The following is a 22,663-nucleotide window of genomic DNA, read 5'->3' as shown; positions in this document are numbered from 1 at the left end:
GATGACACATCCGATTCTCGAATCGATGAGCGGCTACGCGGACGAATTCATTGCGCTTCGGCGCGATATTCATCGTCATCCGGAACTCGGTCTCGAAGAGACGCGCACCTCGGCGCTGGTCGCAGAGCGCCTGGGCGAATGGGGCTACGAGGTGCATCGCGGCATCGCGAAGACAGGCGTGGTCGCGACGCTCACGCGCGGCGCGGGGCGCAGGCGTCTCGGCCTGCGCGCCGACCTCGACGCACTGCCGATCCGCGAAGCGACCGGCCGTCCGTGGCAAAGCGTTCACGACGGCGTCATGCATGCTTGCGGCCATGACGGACACACGGCCATGCTCCTCGCCGCCGCGCGCTATCTCGCGGAACGCGGCGAATTCTCCGGCACGCTGCATCTGATTTTTCAGCCGGCCGAAGAGCATCCGGGCGGCGCGAAGATCATGATCGAGGAGGGCCTTTTCGAGCGCTTTCCCTGCGATGCCGTCTTCGCGATGCACAACATGCCGGGCATCGAACAAGGGTGTCTCGTATTCCGCGAAGGCGCGATGATGGCATCGAGCGACGACGTCAGCATCACGCTCACCGGACGCGGCGGTCACGGCGCGATGCCGCATCGCGCGACCGATCCGGTCGTCGCTGCTGCGAGCATCGTCATGGCGTTGCAGACCGTGGTCTCGCGCAACGTCGATCCGCGCATGACGGCCGTCGTCACCGTGGGCGCGCTCGCCGCAGGCCGCGCGAACAACGTGATTCCCGACAGCGCGCGCCTGGAACTCAGCGTGCGCGCGCTCGACCGCGACGTGCGCGATCTGCTCGAAACGCGCATTCGTGCGCTCGTCGAGATGCAGGCGCGGAGTTTCGGCGTTCATGCCGACGTGCAGTACCGGCGCGACTATCCGGTGCTCGTCAACACGGCGGCGGAAACCGCGTTCGCACGCGAGACCGGCATCGCGCTGCTCGGCGCGGAGCGGGTCATTGCGCACGGAGAAGCGCTGACGGGCAGCGAGGACTTCGCCGTGATGCTCGAACATTGTCCGGGAAGCTATTTGCTGATCGGCAACGGCGCGGGCAAGGGCGGCTGCATGGTGCACAACCCCGGCTACGATTTCGACGACGACAACGTGATCGCGGGCGGCGCGTACTGGGCGCTGCTGGCCGAGCGCTACCTGAGAGACTGACCTCATTGAATGAAGAACGGGCAGGGTGACTGCCCGTTTGCACATGCATCATGGACGATATCGACACGAAGCTCATTACTTTCCTGCGCGCCGATGCGCGCACCTCCGTCGCGACGCTCGCCGCCAGGCTCGGCATCGCGCGCGCGACGGTCACGGCCCGGCTGCGCAAGCTGGAAGACGAACGGGTGATCGTCGGCTATACGCTCCAGTTGCGGCCCGAAGCGGAACCGGAGCACATTCGCGCGTGGATGGGCGTGCAGGTCGACGGCAACCGCACACATGAAGTGATCGCGAGCTTGCTGGGCGAGCCCGCCGCCATCGCCTTGCACGACACCAACGGGCGCTGGGATCTCTGGGCGGAACTGCGCGCGCGCTCGCCCGCGGAGCTGTCGCAGGTGCTCGAACGCGTGCGGCTGATCAAGGGCATCCGCCATACGGAAACGAGCATCCTGCTGAAGAGTTATCGCTAGCGGCGCGCCGCTTCAGGCAATCGCCGCTTCGATTGCCGCGTGCGCCGGCCGCGCTTCGAGCAGGCCGAAGAGATTCTTCGGATTGTCCAGTGCGGGCACCAGTTCGATTTTCCTTCCAATGCCAAGCTCCATCGCCATGTCGCGGATGAAGGTCAGCGCCGAATAATCTTCGAGCGCGAAGCCGACCGAATCGAACACCGTGACCTGCGACTCGCTCGTGCGTCCCGGCGCCTTCTTCGACAGCACTTCCCACAGTTCCGTTACCGGAAAGTCCGGCGCCATCTGCTGGATATCCCCTTCGATGCGCGTCTGCGGCGCGTACTCGACGAACACGGCCGCGCGTTCGAGCACGTCGGCATGAAGTTCGGTCTTGCCGGGACAATCGCCTCCGACCGCGTTCACGTGCATGCCCGCGGTGACCATATCGGTCGTGAGGATGGTCGCGTTGACCTTGTCGGCGGTGACGGTCGTCACGATGTCCGCGCCTTGCGCCGCTTCCCCGGCACTCCGGCAGACGATCACTTCGATGCCTTGCTCCGCGAGATTCGCGAAGAGCTTGGCGGTCGCGGAAGGATCGACGTCGTAGACGCGGACGGTGCGGATGCCGAGCAGGTCGCGGAACGCGATCGCCTGGAATTCGCTTTGTGCGCCGTTGCCGATCAGCGCCATCACGCGGCATTCCGGCCGCGCGAGCGCGCGCGCGGCGAGGGCGGACATGGCGGCCGTGCGGATCGCGGTGGTGAGCGTCAGTTCCGACAGAAGGCGCGGCGCGCCGGTGTCGACGTCGGCGAGCACGCCGAAAGCCATCACCGTGGGCAGGCCCGCCTGCGTGTTCTTCGGATGCCCGTTGACGTACTTGAACGCGAACTCGCGGTCGTCGGCAATGGGCATCAGTTCGATCACGCCGTCGCGCGAATGGCAGGCGACGCGTGCGCTTTTGTCGAACTCGGGCCAGCGACGGAAATCGCGTTCGATGCGATCCGCGATGCCCGCGATGCAGCGGGAAAGGCCGATGCGCTGAACGATCTGGACGACGTCGGCGGCTTCGAGGTGAAGCGTAGGGGGTAGGAAGGACGACATGGAGAACACTCCTGGCTGTTTGACAGAGAGTAGTTTCCCAAGAAGGCACGTCGCTCAATAGGCGGCAGAGTGCGCAGTTTGGCAAGTCGATTGAGCAATGTGCACCGTGGATTCTTCCAGATGAATCGGATAGGTCACGCGCACATATCGCCGACCGAATATTCCGAATATATCGCCGCGTCCGATTGGCCAGCGCGACTGTAACCGAATTGCCATGCAATTGCCCTATGCTCCGCGCTGCCGCAACAAACCGAAACATCGGGTAAGGAAAGTTAATACGCTTCCTGCCCGGCAAGCAACGGGGATCCCCAACTTGACGTACCTCAAAAACAAGAATTCGAAGCCGCACAAGAGTGTGTTCGCCCTTTTCGCGGGCATGGCGCTGGCGACGGCCCTGGCCGGCTGTGGCGGGCATGACGACGACACGCCGCAGGTTTCGGGCCGCGTACTCGGCAGCTATATCCAGAACGCCAAGGTCTGTCTCGACCTCAACGACAACGGCAAGTGCGACAGCGGCGAACCGTCCGCGACGAGCGACGCCAAGGGCAACTATTCCATCGGCGACAAGAGCAGCGGCGGCTGGAAAAACGTCGTCGCCGATCTGACCGGTGCCCGCGAGAACGATGTCGACGGCAACGACATGGGGACGAAGTTCGGCGCCGGCGCGTTCTTCCTCGCGCCCAAAGGGGCGACGGGCACCGTGAGCGCCATCACCACGCAAGTGGCTCAACTGGTCGCGGGCGGCGCGGCGCTGGACGACGCCAGGACGACGCTTGCCGCGAAATACGGCAACGTCCCGGCGGACAAGCTGCTGGGCGACTTCAACAGCGACACGAGTCTCGCCAGCGTGAAGGCGGCGAGCGACACCTACATCAAGACGGTCGTGAGTTCGAAGGCGGTGCGTCACGTGTTCGTGATCACGATGGAGAACAAGAACTACGAGGAGTCTTTCGGCACGACCGCGGCGGCCAGCGGCCAGGACCCGTATCTGAAGTCGCTCGCCCCGCAAGGCGCGTTGCTGACCAACTACTACGGCACCGGCCACGTGAGTCTCGACAACTACATCTCGATGGTGAGCGGCCAGCCTTCGACCATCGATACCGAGACCGACTGCTTCAGCCTGTGGTCCGATATCGTCGATGCGGGCAACGACAGCGCCAATCCCAAGGTGCTCAAGGCCGGCACCGATGCGAACGGTCACGCCGGCGGTGGCTGCGTGTATCCGGCACGCGTCAAGACGCTCGGCAACCAGCTCGACAACGCCAAGTTCGCCTGGAAGGGCTACATGGGCGACATGGGCAACGACCTGAACCGCGACGGCACGAAGGCATGCAGCTTCCCGACGCGCACCGCCAAGCTCGCGGGCGCGGACGTGACCAAGGCGGTCGATGGCACGCAGTCCGCGCAGGCAGGCTCCGCATCCGGCGATGTCAAGGCCGATGCCTATGCGACGCGCCACAATCCGTTCGTGTATTTCCATTCGGTCACCGACGACCTGAACTACTGCGACCAGCACGTCGTCAATCTGGACGACAACCTGCAGAACGACCTGAAGTCCATCGACACCACGCCGAACCTCGTGTTCATCACGCCCAATCTGTGCGATGACGGCCACGACGGCGACGGCACCGGTGCCGCGGGCAAGGGCTGCAAGACCGGCGCGCCCGGCGGCCTGACGTCGATCGACGCGTTCCTGAAGAAGTGGATTCCCATCATCCAGGCTTCGGCGGCGTACCAGCAGGACGGACTGATCATCATCAACTTCGATGAATCGAATGCGGCCAGTTCGCCCATGACGACGACTTTCAGCACCGACTATTCGCAGTTGAATCTCACGATCAATCTGCCGGGCGCATCGTGCTGCTCGCAGCAGACGGGTCCGAACGTCAAGCGTCCCGACGACCAGATCCTCTCCACGCTGCCGATCATGTATGCATCGTCGCTCGGCATCAACACGGCGTCGCTGCCCTCGACGGTCAAGCAGATCAAAATCGGCATGCACTACGACGGCGTCGGCGGCGATCGCACCGGTGCGCTGCTGCTCTCGCCGTTCATCAAGGGCGGGACGACGACCGATACGGGCTACAACCACTACGCGTTGCTCAAGAGCCTGGAGGACCGCTTCGGCATTCCGGAATATCTCGGCTATGCGAACGATGCGAAGCTGGTGACCTTCGGTTCCGATATCTTCAACCAGTAAAAACTGATGTTCTTTCACTGTGCTAAAGGGACCGCCCGGGGGGCGGCCCTTTTTTTGATCGCGAGTTTTCTTCTGACGGCATGCGGGCAGCAGGACGATGCAGTCAGCGTTCCCGCCACCGCCCACGCCTCTGCCACGCCTTCCGACAAGGACATGGCGGCGCTCGGCAAGCTCGCGTTCTTCGACCCTTCGCTCTCCGCGTCCGGCAAACAGTCTTGCGCGAGCTGCCATAGCCCCGAACATGCGTACGGCCCGCCCAACGGCCTCGCCGTGCAACTGGGCGGTATCGACATGAAGCATTACGGCACGCGCGCGGTGCCTTCGCTGCGCTATCTGCGCCGTGTGCCGATCTGGACGCACACGTATGCCAGCAGCTTCAAGGAGCGTCTGGAGGACGGCGACAACATGCCATCCGGCGGCTACGCGTGGGACGGACGCTTCGACCGTCCCGCGGATCAGGCGGCGTTTCCGTTGCTGAATCCCGACGAAATGGCCAACACGGATGCAGCCGACGTGGCGCTCAAGCTGAGCAAGAGCGCTTATGCGGCGCGCTTTCGCGAAGTCTTCGGCGACGATGTCTTCTCGCGCCCCGGCGACACGCTTGCGGCGCTGGGCAAGGCGCTCGAACGTTTCCAGTTCGACGATCCCAGCTTCCAGCCCTTCGATAGCAAGTTCGATCGCGTGCTGGACGGCAAGGCCGAGTTCACCGAACAGGAGTCGCGCGGCTTTGCGCTATTCAACGATCCTGATCGGGGCAACTGCGCATCGTGTCACCTGGTCGACAAGGGTGCGGCCGGCGCCCATCCGGTGCTGACCGACTACAACTTCCAGACGCTCGGCGTGCCGCGCAACGAGGAGATTCCCACCAACGCAAACCCGGACTACTACGACATGGGTCTATGCGGCCCGGTCCGCGCCGACAAGACGGAGAACAAGTGGTATTGCGGCATGTTCCGGACACCCACGTTGCGCAACACGTCCACGCGTCAGGTGTTCTTTCACAATGGCCGGTTCCACTCGCTGGAAGATGCGCTGCGCTTCTACGTGCAACGTGACACCAATCCATCGAAGTGGTATCCGCATCCGGGCGGCAAGCAGCGGTTCGACGATCTTCCCGTGAAGTATCAAAGCAATGTCGACACGCGCACCGCGCCGATGACGAATCACAAGGGCGGCAAACCGGTCTGGTCGGACGCCGATATACAAGACGTGATCGCGTTTCTCGATACGTTGAATGACAGCGATGCAAGGCCGGTCCCGAAGCTCTCGACGCATTGACCGCGTGCTCGTCCTCCGTGCTTGTCATCGGGCAGTCGATAGTTCGACTGGCGAGTTCGGGGGGCGGGCATGAAGGGACAGTCAATGTCGATCCGCAAGCGACCGGTATGCGATGTCTGACGGACACAAACTCTGGCGCGCCTTCGTCAGTCGGGTCTGGGCATCCTGATTTGCGTCTCAAGGACCAGGAACTTCGACACTGGCAGCATGCAGGCGATCAAAATCAAGAATAACGATCTCCCCGAATTTCAGCTCGACGATACCCTGGCTCTCGAGGTTCTTGAGCAACTGGTTCGTCGTCTGCCGTGTCAGCGAAACCATTGAAGCCAGGGTGTCTTGCGAAAGCTTTATCCTGCTCCGCTCGGCATCCATTCCGCCGTAGCCACCCGCGATCAGCAATAAGCGACTGGCCAGGCGTTGAGCGGCGGGCAACAGAATCATGCCTTCGTTGTTTTCGTCGCTTGCGCCGGGTAATACGCTGCGTAATCTGGCCTGGCAAGTAACCGGCAAGGTGACACGCGCCAAGGCGTTACTCGCGTCGATGGTCGGTGGAGACCTTGCAGGCGTCCACGCGGTCAGCGTGGCAATACACAATGTCGTAAAAGGCCTGAATCAAATGCGTAGTCTTTATCTCGACGTCTCGGTGCGGCAGACACTCACGCCCGAGATGGCCAGCCATCGCTGCCTTTTCGCGCCGGGCGTGGTCCTTCGTCAAGCGACATCGAGTGGAACGGTCGGTGGCTGCCCCTACTCGGCGGGTACGCTGCTGTTGTTGGAACTGGAGAAGGCTCGGCAGACGAGTGGTGACGAATCGATGATTTTCCTTGCCGACACATGGAGTCGCTGCCCGGCCGAGCAATGGGTGCCTGCGATGCTGGAAGGCGTGTGGAGGCGAGCCACAAGCGCTGAAGAACGGTAAGAGCTGCTTTGTTTTCACCGTAGCCGGCGTGTACGCGGTCTTCGTGAAGAACAAGCGCAAGCGATGGAACCGGCGAGAATCTGCTCAGCCACGCGCCCGCGCCGATGTCGAAAGTACTGTTCCAGAGTTACGGCTCGGAAGCGAACGACACTGCGATAAAGCTTGTGTGGCACTACCGCCATGGACCCGACGGGACTGCTTATGGGCGTATGACTGATGATAGCGGGCACGTCATCACGTTTACGGCCAAGCGTCGTTTGCCAGGCGCTGTCAAGGCAGTGTGTTTCGACGTGCGCCGCAGTTGCCCGCGAACTCGAGATTTCGCGGGCGTGGCGTCTGTTTCCGCTTCCTTATCTTCTTTGCTACTTGAGCGGATCGTGCGCCGTTTCCTTGAGTGAGAAGATAACTGCGAGGGAAATAATTGCAGTACACATCACGAAGAAGCTTGGGGAGAGTTGCGATCCCGTTACCTTGATCAGTGTCTCCGAGATGAGCGATGCGAATCCACCGAAGATCGCAGTCGAGAGGCCGAATCCGATCGACACGCCGGTCGTTCGCAGTCGGGTCGGAAACATTTCCGCCATGGCTGCAGGACAGGTGCCGGCAAAGATCCCTGCCAATCCTCCGCACAGAACAATCCCGAGGAAGACGGTAAAGACCGAAGTGCTGTTTGCGAACAAGACGAACAACGGGTACGAAAAGACGAGAACGCAAATGGATGAGAAGAGAAGCAGCGGCTTCCTCCCGACAACATCGGAAACGATGGCGGACAGCACGATGCTGATCACCATGACAAGCAGGCCTGCAGTGTTGATCCAAAGGGCGTTGGCGTTGTGAATATGGCCATGCACCGAGAGATAAGCCGGAACGTAGATCAGAAAGACATAAAAGGAGACGACCCAAACCGTCGAGATGCCGACCGTTTTGGCACAGAGAACCCAGGCCGGGTGCTCTGCAGAAGTCGATACTTTGCTGTTCGGGCCTTCGTCCGCAAAAAAGGGTGTCTCCTCGACCTTCGAACGCAAGTAGAAGCCCAGCGGCGCGATCACGAGTCCACCAATCAGAAACGGAATTCTCCATCCCCAGCTTTGGAGCAGGTCATGGTTCATCATGCTGGAGAGCGATGCGGCAATGAGAGAACCAATCAAGGTTCCGCCGACTGCACTGGCCTGTTGCAGGCTGCTATACAGAGCGCGCTTTCTTGGCGGCGACCACTCGATGAGAAAAGCGATTGCATTGCCAACCTCGCCGCCGGCCGAGAATCCCTGCAACAGGCGGCAGACCACCAGCAAAATCGGCGCGGCAATTCCGATGCTGGCATACGTTGGCAGGAGTCCGATCATCAGTGTGCCGAAACCCATCATCGGCATGGCGATCAACAGGGCGAGCTTGCGTCCTTTGACGTCGCCCAAGCGACCGAACAGGACTGCCCCGAGAGGGCGCGCAACCAATCCGATGCCAAAGACCGCGAACGTTCCTATGAGAGCGGTTGCGGCGTCACCTGGAGGAAAAAACTGACGGGAAATGATGGTGGCAAAGAACGCATAGCTGGCGAAATCGAACCATTCCAGCGCATTCCCGACGACGGTCGAGAAGGCGGCCTTCTTCGCCATGTTGATCGCGGCGCCATTCGCTTGCAACGGCAATGCAGACATGTCTTCCTCCGTTGTATAATATATTATGCATCGTAATTCGAAGCTGTCGCGGTAGCAAGCTTTTTGTGAAGAACGCGTGGATTGCATCGCAGCAAGGTAAAACCTACCCATTTCGATATTTTTTTGATCGAATAATCGCAAATTATTCTCGGTGGCTCGTCATGGGTTCCCGACGATTGCCGAGAAAACCATCTTGCCTCCATAATGCATAATGTATAAACTAGAGTAAAGCAACACGACTCACCGGGAAGGAGGAGCTCGCGCATGGATCTCGGCATTCGGGGAAAGCGCGCCATCGTGATCGGAGGAAGCGCGGGACTTGGCTACGCGATTTGTCAGGCGCTCGCCGCTGAAGGCGCCGAGCTGATCATGTTCGCGCGCGACGCACAGCGGCTCGCGAGATCTAGCGAAACGTTGCAGCGGGAATATGGCGTCAATGTATTCAGTCGCGCTGGCGACATCACCAGCGAGCCGGACGTCGACGCGCTCGTAGATGAGTCGCTGAGACTGGGTGGTGCGCAAATCCTGATCGTCAACACACCACGGCCGCCGAGTCCGATGCGCGACTTTCTCGACGAGAACGATCCCGAACGGTGGAACACGGGCTATCTGCAGCAGCTTCATGGGGCCTTGCTTGTGCTGCGCAAGCTTGCGCCGCTCATGACGGAGAGCGGGTGGGGGCGCATCGTTGCCATCACATCGGCCAGCGTAAAACAGCCGATGCCGAGGCACGCGATCTCCACCGTGTTTCGCGCGGGTGTGCAGGCGGCGTTGAAGCATCTCGCGATGGAAGTCGCGGAGCGCGGCGTGACGGTCAACGCGGTAGCCCCGGCTACGGTGATCACGCCGACATTCGCGGCTTACCACAATCTGGAGCGGCGCATTCAGGAAGTACCAATGAAGCGGGCGGGAACACCGCAAGAGCTCGCGGCCACCGTTGCCTTTCTCGCCTCGGAGCATGCCGGCTTCATCAGTGGACAGGTGATTCAGGTCGATGGCGGCGCGACGCGCTCGTTCTGTTGAGGATGTTCAGTGGGGCTACTCGCCTGCATGGTGCGAGGAGGCAATACGAGAATGCCGGATCAATCGTTTTCGAGGAGCATGGACAGCTTTATGGCAGATGACATCAAGACTCTTGAAGAGGCGGTCGCGCGGTTCGTCGTCGACTTCGATTCCCGTCACATCAACGACGACGCGCGGGAAGCGGTAAAGAGACTGGTCAAGGATCAGCTTGCGATTCAGATCGGCGCATCGCAACTGCCATGGTCCAGACAAGTGCGCAAATTTCGCAATCCGCGTCCCGGGACGGCGACGATCGTCGCGGAGACATTCAAGGCCGCGCCTGCCGATGCCGCCTATATCAATGCGGCCTACGGGCACGGCTTCGAATACGACGATTTCGCGGGCAATGCGCATCCCGGATGTTGCGTCGTGCCGACTGCTTTTGCGGTCGGCGAGGAGGTGGGCGCGACGCTCGAGGAAGTGACGGTGGCCCTTCTGGCCGGATACGAGACGTATGTGCGTATCGGTCGGCTTGGTTCGCCCGATCTCCTCAATGCCGGCTGGCAGCCGCATTCGGTACTCGCCAACTTCGGCGCCGCGGCGACCGCTGCGAAGTTATACGGGCTGAACGCGGAGCAGACGTTCAATGCGCTCTCCATCGCTTTGAGCCACGCAAGCGGCACGACCGAATACGCGTCTACCGGCGGCTCGATCAAACGCGCCCATGCAGGCCTCGCTGTGCGCAATGGGATCGAGTCCGTCGAACTGGCGCTCGCGGGAGTGACGGGGCCGCGACGTTTTCTGACGGGAGATCGTGGTCTTTACCGCACGTTCATTCGGAAAGCGGTCGGTGACGAAGCGATCGATGATTTCGCGCTCGACGCGCCGCTGCAAGTCGAGCAGATGTCGTTCAAGGCGTACTGCTGCTGCGCGGCCAATCATGCCTATATCGAAACGATGGCGCGGGTCAGGGAACGGGTGCACGAAATCACCGGCGTGGACGCGAGAATCCAGACGATGACGGATGCGATCGTCGGCACTCGGAATGCACACATCTATGCGCCGCGCAATATCGAGGAACTTCAGTATTCGCTTCCTGTGCAGATGGCGCTTTCCGCGTTGTCGATGGGCAACGGCTATCGGACGCATCGAGACTTTCTGGAGAAGAAGCTCGACCTGTCGCCTCAGTCCGAGGTCATCCGTTTCGCGCAACTGATCAGGCTTACCGTGTCGCCCGAACTCGACGAGAAGTATCGCTTCTTCGTGGCTGATGTGACTGTTCGCTACCGGGACGGCAGTTCCGAGCACATCTTTCAGGAGCGCGCCACGGGCAGCCCGACCAGACCGTTCACTGCAAGTCAGTTCGCCGCAAAGCTGACCGAGTTGACCACGGACGTGATATCCAAATCACAGGCCGAAGCATTGTTTGACGTTATCGATCGTCATCCGCCCGACATGCCGATACGAGAGGTAACCGCGCTGCTTCAGCGTGGCTAGGATCGATGCTTTCGCAAAAGCGTGCGGCTCGATAAGTCGCGTGCACGGCGATGAGTGAACGTGTTCACGCCGACAATGCTTGCGCGGCCTCGCCGCGCAGACGGACATCGGCCGTGCTCACGCTCTCGACGACCCTGCACACGTTCGCGATGGTGGAAGTCTTCGCGATTCCTGCGATGGCGCCCGCGATGGCGCACGGGCTCGGCGTGCGCGAGTCGCTCGTCGGCGGGCAGGTGCTGGTCGTCTATTTCGCGGCGATGATCTCGTCGATGTTCTCCGGATCGCTCGTCGCGCGCATCGGTATCGTGCGTGCGACGCGACTGAGTCTGGCAGGGTCGGGGCTGGGACTTGGGTTCGCTGCAATCCCGTCCGTTGCGGTGACCGTGGTCGCATCGGCGCTGCTTGGCGTTTCCTATGGCCTCGCGAATCCCGCCACCGGCGCGATGCTGGAGGGGGCTGCTCCACCCGGACGGCGGGCCGTGCTTTTCTCGATCAAGCAGTCCGCTGTTCCGATAGGTGGTGTGATTGCCGGAGTTCTCGCGCCGTTTCTGACCGTTCTTGTCGGATGGCAGCGCGCGTTGCTGGCGATCGCCGCTCTGAGTATCGCCGGCGTGCTCTTGCTCGAAGTAACGCGTGACTGGTTTCCCATCTCGGAGAAGCATAGCGCGCGACACGGAGGCCGAATGGCCGGCGACATCAGCCTGATCCTCGATGTTACGGCGCTCAAGTACACGTGCCTGGCGGGTGCGGTGTTTGCCGGAGTACAACTTGTTCTGACGACCTATCTCGTGCCGATGCTCGTCAGGCACACCGGGCTCAGCCTTGTGGCTGCAGGCATCGGCCTGTCGTGCTTCAACGCGGGTGGGTTCTGCGGCCGATTCGCGTGGGGGCTGACGGCCGACGCGATCAAGTCGGGCGCGCTTGCCCTGTCGCTTGCCGTCGGCGTTGCCGTGGCGATGCTGCTCGCGCTTCCTTTCGTGCGGCCCGACTGGCCGATCGCGCTGATCTACTTTTTCCTGGCCGTGCTCGGCTTCGTGGCCGCTGGCTGGAACGGTGTGTTCGTGAGCGAAATCGTGCGCCTCGCGCCGGGAGGGGATGCGGCGCGAGCCATTGCAGGCGCGTTCGTGTTTTCCTTTGCAGGCGCGCTCACGGGCGTTGCCTGCTTTCTACTCGGGACCCAGTGGCTTGACGACTATGGCTCGGCGATATGGATGCTGTCCTGCATGTCCATCGTCGGATTCTTGTTGTCCTTGAAGGCGTTCTCCGCGTCTTAGCAGGCCGGCAAGGCGGAGAGCGTCCGTTGGTTGCGGCCCCGCAAACCTACGTATTGATGTAGACGCTCTTCGAGTAAAGGTAATTGTCGAGATGGGCGACGCCACCCTTCGCCCCATACCCACTATGCTTTGTGCCACCGAAGCCAACGAGCGGATCGATGAGGCCATAACAATTGACCCACATCACGCCCGTGTGAATTCTCCGGACTACCTTCAGCGCTCTTGAAATGTCCTGAGTCCAGACCGCGCCGCCCAGACCGTACTCGGTCTGGTTGCCGAGGGCGATCGCTTCCTCGACCGTGTCGAACGGGATAATGGACATCACGGGACCAAAGATCTCTTCCTGCGCAATACGCATTTCGTTGTCGACGTCACTGAAAACTGTAGGCGTAACGAAGTATCCATCGGAGAGGGCGCCATCAAGTCGTTCTCCGCCGCATACGAGACGCGCGCCCTCGCTAGAACCAATGTCGATATAAGACATCACGCGATCGAGTTGCCGACGGGAGATCAACGGCCCCAGTTGCGCATCGGGGTCCATGCTGCGGCCGATCTTGATCCCGCGCGCAAAATGAGCCACGCGCGATGCGAATTCATCGACGATGGATCGTTCGACGAAGACGCGTGTACCCGCAAAGCAAATCTGTCCCGAGTTCGCGAACACGCCCATCGCTGCTCCGGGCACTGCCTTGGTGAGGTCCGCATCGGTGAACACGATGTCCGGTGACTTTCCGCCGAGTTCGAGCTGAAGCTTCTTGATATTGACCGCCGAAGCTTCGATGATCTTGCGCCCGGTCGCGGTCGATCCGGTGAATGCAATGCGATCGACATCCGGATGACGCGCGAGCGCTGCGCCGGCGACGCTGCCGGTTCCGGTCACCACATTCAGGACTCCAGCGGGCAAACCTGCTTCGTGCAGCAACTCGACGGTGCGCAGCACGCTCAGCGACGCATCCTCGGCGGGCTTGAGCACGGCCGTGCAGCCGCTGGCGAGCACGGCGCCGAGCAGCCACCATTGCCCGACCAGCGGGCCGTTCCACGGAATGATTCCGCCGATCACGCCGACCGGCGCCTTCATCGACATCGTGACCACTTCGCCGGGCAATCCGTTCTGCAAGGTTTGGCCGCTGATATTCCCGCTCTGCGAGGCAAAGAAGAGAATCATCTTGAGCAACGCACCCTTGGCGGCGCGAGTCCGGGAAATGGGCGCGCCCATGTCCAGTGATTCGATCTGCGCCAGTTCGTCGAAATTCCTGTCGATGATGTCGTGCGCGCGGTAAAGAAGAGCCTGGCGTTCATACGGCGTCCAGTGGCTCCACGCTCCCTCGAACGCGGCGCGGGCCACGCGGACGGCACGGTCGATGTCCGAATCGTCTCCTTCGGCAAGGCGCGCCAGGACTTCGCCCGTCGAAGGGTTGAGGGTGTCGAAGGTCCGGTTCGATGAACCCGGTCCCATCTGACCGTCGACAAGAAGCCCATGCTGGCCCCGCGAAAGGAACCGGCTGGTGGATTCGTTGAGCGGCGCCGCCGACGTCTGCCGATCCATAAGAGTCTCCGTTTGTTTGATCAATTGCGGTGTGGCGGGCGGACACGTAGTACGTGTGGGGCGCCGGGCCGAATGCGTGTTCTGGCCGGCTACATGAGAAAAACACCCTTGCCGCCGCTCTGCAGGTTGAATTTCGTGTACGCCTCTTCAGCCTGATCGAGGGTCCAGCGATCCGTGAAGAGTGAGTCCAGATCGACATTCCGTTCGACGCTGAAGTCAGCGCAAGCTTTTTGAGCCATGATCGACATGGTCCAGGACGGCAATATCCGTAGCTGGCTGCGCAGCATCTTCGCAAGGGAGAACCTGATCTCGGCACCGATACCGACCAGACAGACCGTTCCCCATGGGCGGACACAGGTCATGGCATCTTCAGCGGCGGCGGTTGCGCCGGAGGTTTCCAGTGTCATGGTGGCCCCTCGGCCCGCAGTGAGTTCCCGGACGGCATCGATTACGTTGCAGTCGCGAGGATTCAGCACGTGATCTGCGCCAAAGGCCTTCGCGCTCGCGCGCCGGTTCTCGTCGATATCGAGCGCGATGACGCGCGCGCCCTGCGCCTTGGCGAGCAGCGTGGCCGACAGACCGACTGGCCCCTGACCAAACACCGCGAGCGTGTCTCGTCCAGTCAGTCCCATGCGTTCGAACGCTCCCCACGCAGTCCCGGTTCCGCAGGAGATAGCAGCGCCCGCCGCGAAGCTGAGGCGATCGTCGAGAGGTACGAGCGTGTCCGCCGCCACCTTCATGTAGGGCGCATGCGCGCCATGCGCATCGCTGCCATACACCGTCACGGGTACCGCGTGGCACATCTGCGGCCAGCCCGAGCGGCAGTCTTCGCAAGCCGCGCATCCGCGATAGTGATGGACCATGACGCGCGAGCCGACGCGGGCATAAGGACTCACGACTCCCGGGCCCGTCGCGACCACGACGCCGCAGGGTTCATGTCCCGCGATCACGGGCCTTGTCGATTCGACACGCGGGCTTCGGTATACATGCAGGTCGCTGCCGCACATGCCGGACGCCTTGATTTCCAGAACCACCTCTCCCGGTCCGGGTGTCGGGTCGGGAAAGTTTTCGAGTTCGAGCGTGCAGTCACCGCGAAATATCACGCCACGCATTCCTTGATCCTCCTTGCATACGGGCGCCGCCGAACGGGGCCGCGCTCGATGATCACGTCTTCACGTTTTCAGAACTTGTGCCGCATTGCGACTCGAATGACCACTTGTCGATCGGAAACAGAAGGCGTGACTCCATTGATCGACGCGACCGCGGCTTTTCCGGTGGAATCTGTGCCGCTGGCCTTCTGGAAGGTGCCGGTCGCGTAGACGTCGGTCCGTTTCGACAAGAAATAGTCGAGGCCGATGGAACCCTGGTTGTACGTCGCGCTTTCCATTCCATTTGCGCCGCTATTTCGCGTATAGACATACGACGCACCAGCCAGAAGCGCCGGTGTGATCTGATACTTGAAGTTCAGTTCGGCGTTGTTGAAGGTTGCGGTGCCGCTGATACCGCCCGCGGGGACGGGACCCGACGTCCTGTCACCAAGCGACATGTATTTCACGTTCGAATAGACCGCCCCGATGGTCGCGGCGCCGATACCGTATGCGCCTCCGACCGCAATCACCTGTTCAGTATGCGCGGACGGGTAAGCGGAAATGATGGGCGATACACCGAAATTGGAACCCGGCACGCCGTTCACCGTGGCAGCAACGGTGCCGCCGGCGCCATAGAAAGATGTATTGGGATTGCGGACGTTGAGATAGCCGGCGCCCAGTAGCAGCGGACCGTTCGAGTAACCCGCGCCGAGAGACCAGATTTGATTGCGGCTCACATTTCCGGCGACGCCGCCCAGGGTGTAGGTGCCGCCAAACTGAAATCCGCCATATCGTGCGCTGGTGAGTTTGATGGCGTTGTTGGTCCGGTTCGTATTGTTGAGGTTATCGGTATCGCTCGGGTGCGCGACGTAGGTGCCTCCCCATTGTTCGCCTGCGCCGAGCGGCCCGACGTAATCGACCACGGAGTCATATTGCCGGCCGAGGGTCATCGTTCCGAATGGGCTGGACAACCCGACGTAGGCCTGGCGTCCGAACATCAGTCCGCCTTGCCCAAGCTTTCCGGTATTCACGTCGTAACCGTTCTCGATCACGAAAATGGCAGACAGGCCGCCGCCGAGATTTTCGGTGCCGCGAAGTCCGAAGCGGCTTCCTTGCAGGACGCCACTCGCAAGATAATATTGGCGGTGCCCGTCCGCGTTATTGTTGAAATTGAATCCCTCGTCAAGAATTCCGTAGAGCGTCACGCTGCTCTGTGCAAACGCAAGTCCGCCGGTCAGGCCAAGAAACACACCTGCAATTGCATGCTTTTTCATAGAGGAGTCTCCATCGATTTATTGACGTGTATCGGCTTGGTTCGTGTGAAATGGGCAGAGAACATCGGAAGCGGCCTCCAGCGGAGGCGCTTCTCGAGCGAAGTCGGTGAAGATGCGACGAACTGCTGGTTCAAACGGTGACAACGAGCGCGTTCGAACGCTTCAGCGGAAACGAGTGGGCAGTCGAACCCGTTCTGATTTATTCAGGATTGCTTGAGCGGTTGATGAGCCGTTTCCCGCAAGGACAGAATGATCGGAAGCGAGATAATCGCCGAGAGAATCACATAAGCGCTCGGTGCCAGATGCGAGCCGGTGAATTTAATCAGAGCCTCGGAAACGAGTGATCCGAATCCGCCGAATATCGCGGTTGCAAGACCGAATGCGAATGAAACGCTGCCGGAGCGTAAATGGGTGGGAAACATTTCCGCCATCGTTGCCGGGAACACGCCTGCAAACACGCCGACGAGCGCGCCCACGCAGGCTAGCGTCACGACCAGCAGAGGGAACGAGGCGCCGCTGAGGAAAAGCTTGAAGAGCGGGTAAGGGATCAGGATAAAAGCGAAGGCAACGATAATGAGGAGCGGCTTGCGACCGACGATGTCCGAGATGACCGCTGACAGTACGATCGACGTCGCCATGCTCAACAGTCCGACGGTGTTCACCCAAAGCGCGACGCTGCTCGGGATCCGCGCGTGGGATGACAGAAAGGCGGGCAGATAGGAGAGGAAAACATAGTACGACGCGACCCAGACCATGGTCATGCCGATCGCCCGGGCGCAGGACAGCCATACTGAACGTGCGTTCGTCGAATGTCCGCGTCCTGAGACCTTGTCAGCGTGCGATTGCTCGACGAAGGCGGGTGTCTCATCGATCTTTGCGCGCAGATAGAAGCCGAGCGGTGCGATCACGCCGCCGCCCACGATGAAGAGGATGCGCCAGCCATAGCTCTCGAGGGCATCATGACTCATCGTGGTGGCCAACACGGCCGCCACAGCAGAGCCGAACACCGTGCCGAACACGCCGCTCGCTTGCTGAAGACAGGCGTAGAGCGCGCGTCGGTTCGGCGGAGCCCATTCGATCAGGAAAGTAATAGCGTTGCCGGCTTCGCCGCCCGCGGAGAAGCCCTGCAAGAGCCGGCACAAGACCAGGCAAACGGGTGCCGCAATCCCCACTTGTTCATAGGTCGGCATCAATCCGATGAGCAAGGTGCCCAGTCCCATCAGCGGCATGGCTACCATCAGAGCCGTCCTGCGACCCTGTACGTCACCGAGACGTCCGAAAAAGATCGCGCCAAGCGGTCGGGCGATCAGTCCCACGCCGAAGACGGCAAAGGTGCTGATCAGCGCCATCGACCGATCCTGAGTCGGGAAAAACTGGTGCGCGATGACGGTTGCGAAGTAGGCATAGCTTGCAAAGTCGATCCACTCGAGCGCGTTACCGAGCACCGTATAGAAGATCGCCTTCCCGCTCATGCTCATGGCGCCATTTACAGCAACGGCTTGTGTTGACATCGTGTCTCCTTGTCTCCGATAGAAAGCGGGCAAACAAAGTCGAAGTTGTTTATACAAAGCATAATGCATTATGTGTTGCAGAGTCGTAGGCGTTTACGCCTATGAATCAGCGTAACTCGGTTGCACACGGCTCCTCGGACCCGTCATTTCAGACGGCAGGCGCCGCCCAACGGGCGCGCCATGGCGTCCAGGGCGAACTTTGTGACGCGCCCCCGAGTACTTTCCGAAGCCACCGACCCTGAGCTACCTCGAAAAATATCATGCATAATATCTGAGACCTCTTCTCAAGCGCCTGAGAAGGGGGCTTTGACGGCCGACATCGACATCGAGTCGATGTAGCGGACGCAGATGGCGCCAATCCGAGACTTAGGGAGCGCAGTGAAAGATGGACGTAATCAATGAACTCTTCGGCGTGGCTGGCAAAAACGTGCTGGTCACAGGCGGTAGCCGCGGCATTGGCCGCGCAATTACGGAAGCTTTCGTGAGAGCGGGTGCAAGGGTCACCATATGCTCGCGCGACCTTCAAAGCTGCGCGGTCCTTGCAGATGAGTTGCAGCAGTTCGGCGACTGCACGGCGCTTGGCTGCGATATCGCCAAGGACGATGATCGCAAGCGCTTCGCCGCCGAGCTGGGCCAGCGGGTCAAGTCGCTGAACGTGATGGTCAACAACGCAGGCGCATTGTGGGCCGCGCCGATTGCCGAATATCCGGAGTCCGGCTGGGACAAGGTATTCGACCTGAACGTGAAGGGAACATTCTTCCTGGTGAAGGAGTTGTTGCCGCTGCTCGAGGCGGGCGGAAGTGCGGACGATCCCGCACGCATCATCAATGTCGGCTCGATCGATGCCTTTCATATTCCCGGGCACGAAACCTATGCCTACAGCAGCAGCAAAGCCGCCTTGCACCAACTCACGCGCCATCTCGCTGCGCAGCTCGCGCCGCGCCATATCACCGCCAACGTGATCGCACCGGGCATGTTCCCGAGCAAGATGCTGGCCGGTACGCTCGAACGCAAGGGTCTGGAGAGCATGACCGAGCCGATCCCGCTCAAGCGGCTCACGGGTGATTCGGATATGGCGGGCGCGGCGATTTATCTCGCTTCGAAGGCAGGCTCCTATGTCACCGGCGCTGTCTTGCCAGTCGACGGAGGTTACGCCACCACGCTGTGAGCTTGACCATCGATAATGCATTGTGTATTATTTTAATCAGTCAAACACGATTGATGCGAGGATCTCAAATGCGGCCGATGCGTTCCGTTCTGTTTGTTCCCGGTCACAAGGAAGGTTGGCCGGAGAAGGCCGTGGCCGCCGGGGCCGACGGCGTCATCCTCGATCTCGAGGACGCGGTTCCCCTCGCCATGAAAGACGAGGCGCGCGAGATCGTTGCTCAGTCCATCGGCAGGCTTGCCGCGGGCGGGCGCAAGATCGGCGTCTATGTGCGTCTCAATGCGCTGGAGACCGGGATGACCGGCGACGACCTGGCACGAATCGTCATCCCCGGTCTCGATGGCGTGTTGCTGCCTAAAAATTACGGTCCACGCGACATCGTCGCGTGCGACGCGCTCATCACGCACTTCGAACGCAAGAACGGCGTCGCACCCGGAACCGTCGAAATTGTCGTCTCGCTGGAGACCGCGCAGGCCTACTCGCGGTGCGAAGAGATCCTGGACGCGTCGCCGCGGGTCGCCACCTTGTTCGCCGGGACAGCCAAGGACGCGGACGTTTCGCGTTCGATCGGTTTCCAGTTCACGCCCGCAGGACACGAAACCTTGTATCTGCGCAGTCGCGCATTGCTGGCGGTGCGGGCATCGGGTCGGCAGTCTTCGTGGGTTGGCTTGTGGCAGGACCTGAAGGACCCGGAAGGCGCGCGCTCTTTCGCGTTGCAGAACCGTCAGCTCGGCTTCACCACGATGGTGATGATCCACCCGTCGCATATCGCCGTGGCGAACGAAGTCTTTTCGCCGTCCGAACAGGATGTCGTCTTCTATCAGGGCATGATCGACACGTTTGAGAAAGCCGAGTCGGAGGGCAATGCGGCCGTCCTTTACGAAGGACAGCATATCGATTACGCGCACGTCAAGACGGCGCGTCAGGTGCTCGAACTGCACCGCGCGCTGACCCGGGACGCTTCCTGATTTCAACGCGCACATATAAGGAGACACACGATGGCCGGCCTTTGCTTTGAAGATCTCGTCCCGGGACTCAAGATCGAGCACCCCATTCGACGCACCGTGACGGAGATGGACAACACGCTTTTCTCCGCGTTGACCTACAACTGCGCGCCGCTGCACATCGATGCGGAATATTCGAAGAACTCCATCTTCGGACAGCGGCTCGTGAACAGCATGTTCCTGCTGGCGCTCGTGAACGGTGTGATCGTCATCGACACGACGATCGGCACGACGCTCGGTAATCTGGGTTACGACGAGATCAAGTTTCCCAAGCCCGTGTTCCACGGCGACACGATTCACGTGGTCACCGAAGTGCTGGATCGCCGCGAGTCGAAAAAGCGCTCCGATTCGGGCGTCGTCTGGTTTCGCCACACGGGATACAACCAGCGCAACGAGATCGTGTGCGAATGCAAGCGTGCCGGCCTGATGCTCAAGCGGGCCGATTACGAGGCGCTGCAGGCCAGGATCAAGGCCGATGCCGAAGCATCCCGGGACACCGCCGTCGAGGAGGCCTGATCTCATGAAAGGCCGCGCAACATTTGGGGACGATCAGGCCGCCGTATGGCGACCCGGCGTCGAGCATTTCGCGCGCAGCAGGCTCGCTGCCGCGATGAAGCGCTGGGGTTTCTCGACACTCGAGGCACTGCACCGCGCGTCCGTGGACCGGCCGGAATGGTTCTGGCCGGCGGCGGCCGAGGATCTCGGCATTGCGCTGCGCGGCAAAGTCGAGAGGGTTCGTGATGAAACGCGAGGCCGGTCATTTCCGCAGTGGTTCAAGGGTGCCACGCTCAACGTAGTGGAGAGTTGCGTCGATCGTCACGCGGCCGATCCGGTCCAGGCGCAACGCACGGCGGTGGTCTATGAAGGCGACTCCGGCCAGCATCGCAGTCTCACGTTCGCTGAGTTGAAGCTCGAAGTAGACCGCTTCGCGGCAGGCTTGCGGCGCCTGGGCGTGGGTAAGGGAGATCGCGTCGCGCTGTTCATGCCGCCGGTCCCGGAAGCGGCGGTCACCATCATGGCATGCGCGAAGATCGGCGCCATCGGTGTGCCGGCGTTTTCGGGCTACGGCAGCGAGTCGCTGGCCACGCGTCTGCAGGCGGCGGAAGCGAAAGTGCTGGTCACTGTCGACAGCACCACGCGACGCGGCAAGCTCGTCCCGATGAAGACGATCGCCGACGAGGCCGCCGCGTTGTCCCACTCGGTGCAGCATCTCGTCGTGATCCGCGCGAGTGGCGAACACGTCGCGATGAACGCCGGCCGCGATCACTGGTGGCACGAGGTCGCGACACCCTTGCCCGATGACGCAAATCCGGAGGCGCCCGAGGCGCTCGATCCGAATCACCCGCTGCTCATCATCTACACGTCGGGCACCACCGGACTGCCCAAGGGCATCGTCCATTCGCATATCGGTTATCTGCTCAAGTCCGCCGTCGATTTCGGCTACGCCTTCGACCTGCAGGCCGGCGACACGCTCGGCTGGATCGCGGACATGGGCTGGATGCTGGGGCCGCTCATGATCGTCGGCGGCCTTCAGTGCGGCGCGGGCATCGTGATGGTCGAAGGTTTGCCGGACCATCCTGTTTCGGATCGTCTGTGGGCGTTGGTCGAGCGGCGTCGCCTGACAGTGCTGGGCATCTCGCCCACGGCGGCGCGTGGCTTGCGCGCGCGTTCCGACGGCGGCCGCCCCGCAGCGGACCTCAGTAGCCTGCGCGCTTTCGCTTCCACCGGCGAGGCCTGGGACGAGCCCACATGGCATTGGCTGTTCGGCACGGTCGGAGCTTCGCGTCTGCCGATTCTCAACTACTCGGGCGGAACCGAGACGGGGGGCGGGATCCTGTCGTGCTACACGATCGCGCCGCAGACGCCGGCATCCTTCGCGGGGCCGCTGCCCGGCATGGACGTGGACGTGCTCGACGCCGATGCCAGGCCGACCTCGGAGATCGGCGAACTCGCGGTGCATAACACCTGGGTGGGCATGACGCACGGCTTCTGGCGCGACGACGAACGCTATCTCGATACCTACTGGAGCCGCTGGCCGGACACCTGGGTGCACGGCGACCTGGCCAGCATCGACGCGCACGGTTACTGGCACATTCACGGCCGTTCGGACGACACGCTGAAGATCGGCGGCCGCCGGGTGGGTCCTGCGGAAATCGAATCGGCGCTGGTGGCGCAGCCGGGCATCGCCGAAGCAGCGGTGATCGGCGCGCCCGACGAGCTGAAAGGCCAGCAAGTCGTGGCCTTCGTCGTGGCGCGCGATGCGGCGACGCCGCCGCAACCGGAAACGCTCGTGGCCGCGGTCACGAAGATGCTCGGCAAAGCCATGGCGCCTTCGTGCGTGCACGTGGTGAGCGGCCTGCCCAAGACCAGGAACGGAAAGATCATGCGTCGCGCGATCCGCGCCCGTTATCTCGGCGAGAAGCTGGGCGATCTTTCCGCGCACGATCCGCTCACCCCGCTCGAACACATCCCGGCGCGGACTTCGGCAGCCTGATCCTCCAGAACCTACTTTTCCGGAAACCCAAC

At 61.6% G+C, this 22,663-nt stretch carries 18 protein-coding genes and 1 pseudogene; 12 read left to right on the top strand and 7 right to left on the bottom strand.

Going from position 1 to position 22,663, the window contains the following annotated elements:
* Position 1: 1 nt before the first annotated feature.
* Both NOV72_RS27600 and NOV72_RS27595 read left to right on the top strand, forming a co-directional pair.
* Entirely contained in the window at positions 2 to 1,174 is a 1,173-nt protein-coding gene (locus NOV72_RS27600; RefSeq protein ID WP_106857705.1) for a M20 aminoacylase family protein, read from the top strand.
* Between the two features lie 50 nt (positions 1,175 to 1,224).
* Positions 1,225 to 1,644 carry an Lrp/AsnC family transcriptional regulator gene (locus tag NOV72_RS27595; RefSeq protein ID WP_106857704.1) on the top strand — a complete coding sequence of 140 codons (420 nt, stop codon included), beginning with the start codon at positions 1,225 to 1,227 and terminating at the stop codon, positions 1,642 to 1,644.
* A 12-nt stretch (positions 1,645 to 1,656) separates the two neighbouring features.
* Here NOV72_RS27595 and NOV72_RS27590 read toward each other — a convergent pair whose 3' ends face one another.
* Positions 1,657 to 2,724: an ornithine cyclodeaminase gene (locus tag NOV72_RS27590; RefSeq protein ID WP_106857703.1), complete on the bottom strand. Its 1,068-nt coding sequence runs from the start codon at positions 2,722 to 2,724 to the stop codon at positions 1,657 to 1,659.
* Positions 2,725 to 3,037: 313 nt separating this feature from the next.
* Between NOV72_RS27590 and NOV72_RS27585 the strand changes: the two genes are divergently transcribed.
* On the top strand, positions 3,038 to 4,924 hold the full coding sequence (locus NOV72_RS27585; RefSeq protein ID WP_245933179.1) for an alkaline phosphatase family protein: 1,887 nt from the start codon (positions 3,038 to 3,040) through the stop codon (positions 4,922 to 4,924).
* A gap of 6 nt (positions 4,925 to 4,930) precedes the next feature.
* Positions 4,931 to 6,202, top strand: a complete 1,272-nt coding sequence (locus NOV72_RS27580; protein ID WP_181291174.1) for a cytochrome-c peroxidase — start codon at positions 4,931 to 4,933, stop codon at positions 6,200 to 6,202.
* A 177-nt stretch (positions 6,203 to 6,379) separates the two neighbouring features.
* Here the strand turns inward: NOV72_RS27580 and NOV72_RS27575 are convergent.
* Positions 6,380 to 6,649: pseudogene (locus tag NOV72_RS27575) on the bottom strand (Crp/Fnr family transcriptional regulator); the annotation flags it as partial.
* Between NOV72_RS27575 and NOV72_RS27570 the strand changes: the two are divergent.
* Entirely contained in the window at positions 6,642 to 7,121 is a 480-nt protein-coding gene (locus NOV72_RS27570; protein ID WP_245933183.1) for a hypothetical protein, read from the top strand. The pseudogene NOV72_RS27575 and the gene NOV72_RS27570 overlap by 8 nt on opposite strands.
* A gap of 362 nt (positions 7,122 to 7,483) precedes the next feature.
* On the opposite strand, the gene NOV72_RS27560 is transcribed toward NOV72_RS27570, so the two are convergent.
* On the bottom strand, positions 7,484 to 8,776 hold the full coding sequence (locus tag NOV72_RS27560) for an MFS transporter (protein WP_245933177.1): 1,293 nt from the start codon (positions 8,774 to 8,776) through the stop codon (positions 7,484 to 7,486).
* A 264-nt stretch (positions 8,777 to 9,040) separates the two neighbouring features.
* Between NOV72_RS27560 and NOV72_RS27555 the strand changes: the two genes are divergently transcribed.
* From NOV72_RS27555 to NOV72_RS27545, 3 genes are all read left to right on the top strand, one after another.
* The gene (locus NOV72_RS27555; protein WP_106857700.1) at positions 9,041 to 9,799 is read left to right on the top strand and encodes an SDR family oxidoreductase; all 759 of its coding nucleotides are present in this window, start codon (positions 9,041 to 9,043) and stop codon (positions 9,797 to 9,799) included.
* Positions 9,800 to 9,889: 90 nt separating this feature from the next.
* The gene (locus tag NOV72_RS27550; protein ID WP_106857699.1) at positions 9,890 to 11,275 is read left to right on the top strand and encodes an MmgE/PrpD family protein; all 1,386 of its coding nucleotides are present in this window, start codon (positions 9,890 to 9,892) and stop codon (positions 11,273 to 11,275) included.
* Between the two features lie 113 nt (positions 11,276 to 11,388).
* Positions 11,389 to 12,549: an MFS transporter gene (locus NOV72_RS27545; RefSeq protein WP_181291173.1), complete on the top strand. Its 1,161-nt coding sequence runs from the start codon at positions 11,389 to 11,391 to the stop codon at positions 12,547 to 12,549.
* A gap of 46 nt (positions 12,550 to 12,595) precedes the next feature.
* Here the strand turns inward: NOV72_RS27545 and NOV72_RS27540 are convergent, their stop codons facing one another.
* The 4 genes from NOV72_RS27540 to NOV72_RS27525 form a co-directional block, all read right to left on the bottom strand.
* Positions 12,596 to 14,095, bottom strand: coding sequence for an aldehyde dehydrogenase family protein (locus NOV72_RS27540; RefSeq protein ID WP_106857697.1), 1,500 nt, complete (start codon positions 14,093 to 14,095; stop codon positions 12,596 to 12,598).
* An 89-nt stretch (positions 14,096 to 14,184) separates the two neighbouring features.
* Positions 14,185 to 15,207 (bottom strand): zinc-dependent alcohol dehydrogenase family protein, encoded by a 1,023-nt coding sequence (locus tag NOV72_RS27535; RefSeq protein WP_106857696.1) that lies wholly within the window; start codon positions 15,205 to 15,207, stop codon positions 14,185 to 14,187.
* Positions 15,208 to 15,275: 68 nt separating this feature from the next.
* Positions 15,276 to 16,457: a porin gene (locus NOV72_RS27530; protein WP_106857695.1), complete on the bottom strand. Its 1,182-nt coding sequence runs from the start codon at positions 16,455 to 16,457 to the stop codon at positions 15,276 to 15,278.
* A gap of 203 nt (positions 16,458 to 16,660) precedes the next feature.
* Positions 16,661 to 17,968, bottom strand: a complete 1,308-nt coding sequence (locus NOV72_RS27525) for an MFS transporter (protein WP_245933176.1) — start codon at positions 17,966 to 17,968, stop codon at positions 16,661 to 16,663.
* A 385-nt stretch (positions 17,969 to 18,353) separates the two neighbouring features.
* Here NOV72_RS27525 and NOV72_RS27520 point away from each other — a divergent pair, with 385 nt between their 5' ends.
* From NOV72_RS27520 to NOV72_RS27505, 4 genes are all read left to right on the top strand, one after another.
* Positions 18,354 to 19,136: an SDR family oxidoreductase gene (locus NOV72_RS27520; RefSeq protein ID WP_106857694.1), complete on the top strand. Its 783-nt coding sequence runs from the start codon at positions 18,354 to 18,356 to the stop codon at positions 19,134 to 19,136.
* Between the two features lie 77 nt (positions 19,137 to 19,213).
* On the top strand, positions 19,214 to 20,101 hold the full coding sequence (locus tag NOV72_RS27515) for an HpcH/HpaI aldolase/citrate lyase family protein (protein ID WP_245933175.1): 888 nt from the start codon (positions 19,214 to 19,216) through the stop codon (positions 20,099 to 20,101).
* Between the two features lie 30 nt (positions 20,102 to 20,131).
* Positions 20,132 to 20,653, top strand: coding sequence for a MaoC family dehydratase (locus NOV72_RS27510; RefSeq protein ID WP_106857692.1), 522 nt, complete (start codon positions 20,132 to 20,134; stop codon positions 20,651 to 20,653).
* A 4-nt stretch (positions 20,654 to 20,657) separates the two neighbouring features.
* Entirely contained in the window at positions 20,658 to 22,631 is a 1,974-nt protein-coding gene (locus NOV72_RS27505; RefSeq protein ID WP_106857691.1) for an AMP-binding protein, read from the top strand.
* Positions 22,632 to 22,663 lie beyond the last annotated feature (32 nt).

The sequence above is a fragment of the Caballeronia novacaledonica genome, assembly GCF_900258035.1.
Taxonomy (GTDB): Bacteria; Pseudomonadota; Gammaproteobacteria; order Burkholderiales; family Burkholderiaceae; genus Caballeronia; species Caballeronia novacaledonica.
This window is presented reverse-complemented; position numbering and strand designations above follow the sequence as displayed.